The organism is Actinosynnema sp. NPDC059335 (assembly GCF_042752395.1).
Taxonomy (GTDB): domain Bacteria; phylum Actinomycetota; class Actinomycetes; order Mycobacteriales; family Pseudonocardiaceae; genus Actinosynnema.
The window spans coordinates 23,080-29,772 of sequence record NZ_JBHYXZ010000109.1 but is presented as its reverse complement, the minus strand read 5'-3'; the positions used below and the strand labels follow the sequence as shown (position 1 = coordinate 29,772).

The window sequence follows — 6,693 nt, the reverse complement described above, 5'->3', positions numbered from 1 at the left end:
GCGGTGGGACGACCCCCAGGTCCCACCGCGACGCGGCCTCTTTTTTGCCCAAGGGGTTTCGATTGCGCATCGTCTACGGCCCGCACCCCAGCCAGTTCGGCGAGTTTTCCACGCCGACTGGTGAATCATTTCCCGTTGTCGTGGTAATCCATGGTGGTTTCTGGCACCAGCGGTACGGATTGGAACTCGGCCGCCCCCTGGCCGCCGACCTCGTCGCGCACGGCGTCGCCGCGTACAACATCGAGTACCGGCGGCTGACCGGCGGTGGCGGGTGGCCCGCCACCGGCGCCGACGTCCTGGCCGCCCTCGACGCCCTCGACCCCGCCCTCGGCCCGGTCGTCACGCTCGGTCACTCGGCGGGCGGCCACCTGGCGGTGTGGGCCGCCGCCCGGCACCCCCGCGTGGCCGGCGCGGTCGCCCAGGCGGGCGTGCTCGACTTCCTCCGGCACCCGGCCATCACCCGCCGCGCCGCCGAACTGCTGGGCGGCACCCCGGACGAGGTGCCCGACCGCTACGCCGACGCCTCGCCCGCCGCCCAGCTGCCCATCGACAAGCCGATGGTCCTCGTGCACGGCGAGGACGACGAGGACGTGCCGTTCGAGCAGAGCGAGGCGTTCGCCCGCGCCTCCGGCGCCGACCTGGTCGCCCTGCCCGCCACCGACCACATGGCCCTGATCACCCCCGGCACCGCGGCCTGGGCCGCCTGCCGCACCGCCGCCCTGACCCTGGCCCACCGCACCCAACCGTAGAACTCACGTCCCCCGACCGTTCGACTCACGCGCCGCGAACGTAGGACACACGCGCCGCGAACGTAGGACACACGCGTGTGTCCTACGTTCAGAACGCGCGTGTCCTACGTTCAGAACGCGCGTGTCCTACGTTCAGGACGCGCGTGTCCTACGTTCGGAACGCGCGTGTCCTACGTTGGGGACGCGTGAGTCGTACGTTGGGGACGCGTGAGTCGTACGGTCGGGGACCCCGAATTCAACGTTCGGGGTGGCCGGGTGGGTAGCCTGCGGAGCCATGTCCGACTGCCTGTTCTGCCGCATCGTCGCCCGCGAGATCCCGGCGACCGTGGTGCACGAGACCGACACCACGCTGGCGTTCCGCGACATCGCCCCCCAGGCCCCGACGCACGTCGTGGTCGTGCCCAAGCTCCACGCGCCGGACGCCGTGGCCCTGGCCGCCACCGCGCCCGGCGTGCTGGACGACCTCTTCCTGGCCGCGGGCGAGGTGGCCAAGGCCGAAGGCGTCGCCGACACCGGCTACCGGCTGCTGTTCAACACCGGCGACCACGCCGGCCAGACCGTCTTCCACGCCCACCTGCACGTCCTCGGCGGCCGTCGGCTCGGCCCGCTCGCCTAACCCAGGGCCTGCATCACCGGCGCGAACAGCCGCGCGCGGTCACCGCCGAACTCCCCGCGCACCATCAGGTCGACGGTGAACCGCGCCGGCACGCCGTGCCGCGCCAACCACGCGCCCAGCCACGGGTCCCGCACGTCCACCCGCACGACACCCGACGCCAGGTCCGCGACCAGCTCCGCCGCGCGCGCCGCCGACGACGCCACCACCGGACCCACCATCGTCACGTCCCCGTTGCGCCACGCCGCCGCGAACCCGTCGTCGGCCACCCGCACCCGCTCGGCGAACCCGAACAGCTCCTCCCACATCCCCGACCGGTCGGCGCCGAACACCTCGGCGTCGACCGCCACCACCCGCGCCCGGTCCGCCTCCGCCAACGGCCGCGACGTGCCCGGGGCGGCGCCGCGGAACTCCCCGACGTGCGCGGTCACCCGGCCCACCGAGCGGAACCCGAGCTTCTCGTAGAGCGGCTTGCCGAACGACGTCGCGTGCAGCGACACCACCGGCGTGCCCGCGAACTCCAGCGCGTGCCCGACCAACCGCCGCCCCCACCCGCGACCGCCGTGGGCGGACGCCACCAGCACCATGCTGACCGCCGCGTGCGCATCACCGAACCGGGTGACGATCGTGGTGCCGATCAGCTCGTCGCCCTCGAACAGCCCGAACCCGGTGCCCACCCGCAGCAGGAACGCCCACTTCGCCGGCTCCTCCGGCCACCCCCGGTCCGACGCCAGCCGGACGCAGGCGGGCAGGTCGTCGGGGGTGAGCACGCGCATCGTCGCCACGACTCCGAGTACACCGGCCGTGTCCAACCCGTTTTCTACTCCGGTGCGGAGTGTCGGTGGGGACGGCTAGCATCGGGACCAGCAGTCGAACTCACCCGAGCACGGCGCGAACGCGCAGGAAGAGGGCCCGAGGCCACGTGGCCGGTACCGCTGACAACACGCCGCAGACCACCCCGGCCGCGGCCGACGCCCAATCGAAGTTCGCCGTGCCCGACGGCGCGGTGCTCGCCCTGCTCGGGTCGCGCGACGAGAACCTCCGGCTCGCCGAGGAACTGCTGGTCGCCGACGTGCACGTGCGCGGCAACGAGATCACGCTCTCCGGCGCGCCCGCCGACGTGGCGTTCGCCGAACGCGTGTTCTCCGAGCTGGTCACGCTGGCCAGCCGGGGTCAGCAGGTGGGCCCCGACACGGTCCGCCGCACGGTCGCGATGTTGTCCGCGGGCACCGCCGAGTCGCCCGCCGAGGTGCTGAGCCTCGACATCATCTCGCGCCGCGGTCGGACCATCCGGCCGAAGACGTTGAACCAGAAGCACTACGTGGACGCGATCGACCAGAACACGGTGGTGTTCGGCATCGGTCCGGCGGGCACGGGCAAGACGTACCTGGCCATGGCGAAGGCCGTGCAGGCGCTCCAGGCCAAGCAGGTCAACCGCATCATCCTGACCAGGCCGGCGGTCGAGGCGGGCGAGCGGCTGGGCTACCTCCCGGGCACGCTGTACGAGAAGATCGACCCGTACCTGCGCCCCCTGTACGACGCCCTGCACGACATGGTGGACCCCGAGTCCATCCCGCGCCTGACCCAGGCGGGCACGATCGAGGTCGCCCCACTGGCCTATATGCGTGGTCGCACGCTGAACGACGCGTTCATCATCCTGGACGAGGCGCAGAACACGACGCCCGAACAGATGAAGATGTTCCTCACCCGGCTGGGGTTCGGGTCGAAGATCGTGGTGACCGGCGACATCACCCAGGTCGACCTGCCCGGCGGGCAGCGCAGCGGGCTGAAGGTGGTCAAGGACATCCTCGAAGGCGTGGAGGACGTCCACTTCTCCGTCCTGACCAGCAACGACGTGGTCCGGCACCGGCTGGTCGCGGACATCGTGGACGCCTACGAGAAGTGGCAGGTCGAGCAGGACGAGGGCGAGGCGGCCGACCAGCGCAGGCACCACGCCGGACCCGGTGCGCGGTCGCACGGGCAGCGCCGGGGACGATAGGCGCCGTGAGCATCGAGATCGCGAACGAGTCGGGCGTGACCGTGGACGAGCCGTCCATCGTCGCCGCCGCCCGGTTCGCCCTGGACCGGATGGGCGTCAGCCCGTTGGCCGAGCTGTCCGTCCTGCTCGTGGAGCTGGACGTGATGGCGGACCTGCACCAGCGCTGGATGGACCTGCCCGGTCCGACCGACGTGATGGCGTTCCCCATGGACGAGCTGGACTCGGCGCGCCGCCCCGACGCGGCGGGCCTCGGCCCGGCGCTGCTCGGCGACATCGTGCTGTGCCCGGACTTCGCCAAGGACCAGGCGAAGAAGGCGGGTCACAGCCTGCTGGACGAGCTGCACCTGCTGACCGTGCACGGCGTGCTGCACCTGCTCGGGTACGACCACGCCGAACCCGCCGAGGAGCGGGAGATGTTCACGTTGCAGAACCGCATCCTCGGTGACTTCCGCACCGCGGCGGCCGAGGCGGAGCGCAAGTCGGCGCAGCGCGAGGCCGACTCGAAGCTCCTCGGGGCCGTCGGCCTGGAGGACGCGGACCGGCCCGAGCCGACGGCCTGAGGCGGTCGGGGTGATAGGCGGTACCGCCGGCTTGTTGGTGTTGGCCGTGGTCCTGGTGTTGGCGGCGGGCGCGTTCGCGGGCGCGGACGCGGCGTTGGGCACGGTGTCGCGGGCCCGGGTCGAGGCGTTGCAGCGGCAGGGCCGGGCGGGCGCGGGGCAGCTGATCGCGCTGCTGGCGGACCGGCCGCGGCACGTGAACCTGCTGCTGTTGCTGCGCCTGGGCTGCGAGCTGGCGGCGACGGTGCTGGTCACGGTGGTGTGCCTGGGCCGCATCGACACCGGGTGGGTGGCGATGCTGGTCGCCGGGCTGAGCATGCTCGTGGTGTCGTACGTGCTGGTCGGCGTGGGTCCGCGGACGATCGGCCGGCAGCACCCGTACGCGGTGAGCCTGGTCGCGGCGGCCCCGATCCGGGTGCTCGGCCGCGTGCTGGGGCCGTTGAGCAGGCTGCTGATCCTGGTCGGCAACGCGATCACGCCGGGCCGGGGTTTCCGCGAGGGCCCGTTCTCGTCCGAGGTGGAGCTGCGCGAGCTGGTCGACATGGCGCAGGAGCGCGGCGTCGTGGACGAGGGCGAGCGGGAGATGATCCACTCGGTTTTCGAGCTGGGCGACACGATCGCGCGCGAGGTGATGGTGCCGCGCACCGAGATCGTGTGGATCGAGCAGACGAAGTCGATCCGCCAGGCGTTGGCGCTGTCGCTGCGCACCGGGTACACCCGGGTGCCGGTGATCGGCGAGAGCGTGGACGACATCGTCGGCGTGGTGAACCTCAAGGACCTGGTGCGGCTGACGCTGGCCGAGGAGCCGAACGGCACGTCGGTGGCGGACGTGATGAAGCCCGCGTCGTTCATCCCGGACTCGAAGCCGATCGCGGACCTGCTGCGGGAGATGCAGTTGTCGCGCAACCACCTGGCGGTGGTGGTGGACGAGTACGGCGGCACGGCGGGCCTGCTCACGATCGAGGACATCCTGGAGGAGATCGTCGGCGAGATCACCGACGAGTCCGACACCGACGACCGGCCGCCGGTGGAGCACCTGGACGACGGCTCGGTGCGGGTCAGCGCCCGGCTGCCGGTGGACGACCTGGACGCGTTGTTCGGCACGGAGCTGGACGACCACGAGGTCGAGACGGTCGGCGGGCTGCTGGCGCAGCGGCTGGGCCGCGTGCCGCTGCCGGGCACGGAGGCCGAGATCGCGGGCCTGCGGATGCGGGCCGAGGGCGGCAAGGACGAACGCGGGCGGATGCGCATCACGACGGTGCTGGTGCGCCCGGTGAACAACGGCCACGACAGCGAGGGGACCACCGGTGAGTGACCTCGACCCCGAGGACCAGAAGATCATCACGCTGGCGCGGTCGGCGCGGGCGCGCACGGGCGCGGCCGAGGGCGCGGCGGTCCGGGACACCGACGGTCGGACCTACACCGCGACCACGGTCGCCCTGCCGTCGCTGAGCCTGACCGCCCTGCAGGCGGCCGTGGCGGCGGCGGTGTCCAGCGGCGCGGAGGGCCTGGAGGCGGCGGCCGTGGTCACGGCGTCCTCGGAGGTCGACGCGGCGTCCGTGGCGGCCGTGCGGGATCTGACGGCCGGCGCGCCCGTGCTGCGCGCCGACGCGTCGGGTGCGGTGCAGGAGACCGTGTGACGGGTTACAGCAGCACGCCGGCCCGGCCGAGGTCGTGGTTGAAGTACGCGGAGAGGGTCGACGCGGACGCCCGGTAGACGATCGGCTGGGAGGCCGGGTCGAGCACCAGGTAGTCGCCGTCGTAGGCGGCGACGGTGAGGAAGTGCGGCACGTTGCGGCCCGACCAGGGCAGGCTCACCATGTTGCCCGCCATGATGGCCGGGCGGCCGTTGCGGACGTGGGCGAGCACGCGGTTGAGGTCGTTGAAGACCACGGTCGCGCTCACGCCGTTGCGGGCCAGCGCGCGGTGGACGTCGGACTCGTTCGTGCCGAACCGGTTCGGGTCGTTCCAGGTGGGGTCGTAGCCCATGTCCGAGCGGGCGCGGTTGATCGCGTCGACCGGGCGGCTCGCGTTCCACGACCTCGGTGTCACGCCCGCGGCGAGCAGGGCGGACACCACGCTGGCCGGGCCGCAGTCCTCGCCCTGGTTGGGCTGGCCGTGGAACTGCGACACGGGCACCAGCCGCCCGGTGGAGGTGCCGCAGTCGGGCACGCCGGGGATGCGGTAGTCGTAGCCGGTGGCCAGGTAGGCGTCGGCGAGGTAGCCGCGCAGCGCGGGCACGTAGTCCCACAGGTCGCTGGTGAACCCGCGCGTGTTGGTGACGGACTGGCCGCGCACCTGGCACGAGATGTCCACCCGCTGCCCGTCCCAGACCAGGCCGAGCGACGCACTCGCGGACGTGGGCGCGGACCGGATGTTGAGGCCGTCGCCGTCGGTGTTGCCGACCGTGGCGGATGCCGCGGACGCCACCCCCGCGCCCCCGACCAGGGCGGACGCCACCAACACGGGTAAGAGCAGCGAGCGGAGCAATCGGGTCACGGGTGCCTCCTCGTCGTCACCGGCCAATCACCGTCGGTGAGAGCCGCCCGTGCCGCCGGGGGTTCCACGTCGCACGGGCGCACTTCGTGGTCGCGCACCAGGCCGGCGATCATGACCGACAGAATCGAGTCCTCCGTCCGCCGGTGAGCGAGACGACCGGGGCAAGGCGCGGCTGCTCTCCCCCTACCGGGCCGTCCTGGCCCGGGACGGGTGGCGTGCGGTCCGGACAACACCGGGAGAGGGCTGACGCGGCGCGGTCGGCGGGGCCGGGGACAA

General features: G+C 72.6%; 8 protein-coding genes. 6 read left to right on the top strand and 2 right to left on the bottom strand.

The genetic code is table 11. The annotated features are described in order from the left end of the window. Window positions 1-44: 44 nt before the first annotated feature. Window positions 45-749, top strand: a complete 705-nt coding sequence (locus tag ACFXGA_RS28275; RefSeq protein WP_378092959.1) for an alpha/beta hydrolase family protein — start codon at window positions 45-47, stop codon at window positions 747-749. Between the two features lie 274 nt (window positions 750-1,023). Continuing rightward, window positions 1,024-1,365 carry a histidine triad nucleotide-binding protein gene (locus tag ACFXGA_RS28270; RefSeq protein ID WP_378092953.1) on the top strand — a complete coding sequence of 114 codons (342 nt, stop codon included), beginning with the start codon at window positions 1,024-1,026 and terminating at the stop codon, window positions 1,363-1,365. Here the strand turns inward: ACFXGA_RS28270 and ACFXGA_RS28265 are convergent. Continuing rightward, complete coding sequence (locus ACFXGA_RS28265) at window positions 1,362-2,138, bottom strand: GNAT family N-acetyltransferase (protein ID WP_378092957.1); 777 nt, start codon at window positions 2,136-2,138, stop codon at window positions 1,362-1,364. The two genes, ACFXGA_RS28270 and ACFXGA_RS28265, sit on opposite strands and share 4 nt — an antisense overlap. Window positions 2,139-2,284: 146 nt before the next feature. Between ACFXGA_RS28265 and ACFXGA_RS28260 the strand changes: the two genes are divergently transcribed. Genes ACFXGA_RS28260 through ACFXGA_RS28245 form a run of 4 tightly spaced genes read left to right on the top strand, consistent with a single transcriptional unit; the run spans window position 2,285 to window position 5,558 of the window. Further along, window positions 2,285-3,361, top strand: coding sequence for a PhoH family protein (locus ACFXGA_RS28260; RefSeq protein WP_378092951.1), 1,077 nt, complete (start codon window positions 2,285-2,287; stop codon window positions 3,359-3,361). A gap of 5 nt (window positions 3,362-3,366) precedes the next feature. After that, complete coding sequence (ybeY, locus tag ACFXGA_RS28255) at window positions 3,367-3,921, top strand: rRNA maturation RNase YbeY (RefSeq protein WP_378092949.1); 555 nt, start codon at window positions 3,367-3,369, stop codon at window positions 3,919-3,921. 10 nt (window positions 3,922-3,931) lie between these two features. Continuing rightward, window positions 3,932-5,233, top strand: coding sequence for a hemolysin family protein (locus ACFXGA_RS28250; RefSeq protein ID WP_378092947.1), 1,302 nt, complete (start codon window positions 3,932-3,934; stop codon window positions 5,231-5,233). Further along, a complete protein-coding gene (locus ACFXGA_RS28245) occupies window positions 5,226-5,558 on the top strand; it encodes a cytidine deaminase (RefSeq protein WP_378092945.1) in 333 nt (110 codons plus the stop codon). Before ACFXGA_RS28250 ends, ACFXGA_RS28245 begins: the two co-directional genes overlap by 8 nt. A gap of 4 nt (window positions 5,559-5,562) precedes the next feature. Here ACFXGA_RS28245 and ACFXGA_RS28240 read toward each other — a convergent pair whose 3' ends face one another. Further along, window positions 5,563-6,417, bottom strand: coding sequence for a C39 family peptidase (locus ACFXGA_RS28240; protein WP_378092943.1), 855 nt, complete (start codon window positions 6,415-6,417; stop codon window positions 5,563-5,565). Between the last annotated feature and the right edge of the window lie 276 nt (window positions 6,418-6,693).

Bases quoted from the DNA above. Each gene is read 5' to 3' on its own strand.
- ACFXGA_RS28270 (WP_378092953.1), top strand. From the start codon at position 1,024: ATGTCCGACTGCCTGTTCTGCCGCATCGTCGCCCGCGAGATCCCGGCG.
- ACFXGA_RS28265 (WP_378092957.1), bottom strand. From the start codon at position 2,138: ATGCGCGTGCTCACCCCCGACGACCTGCCCGCCTGCGTCCGGCTGGCG.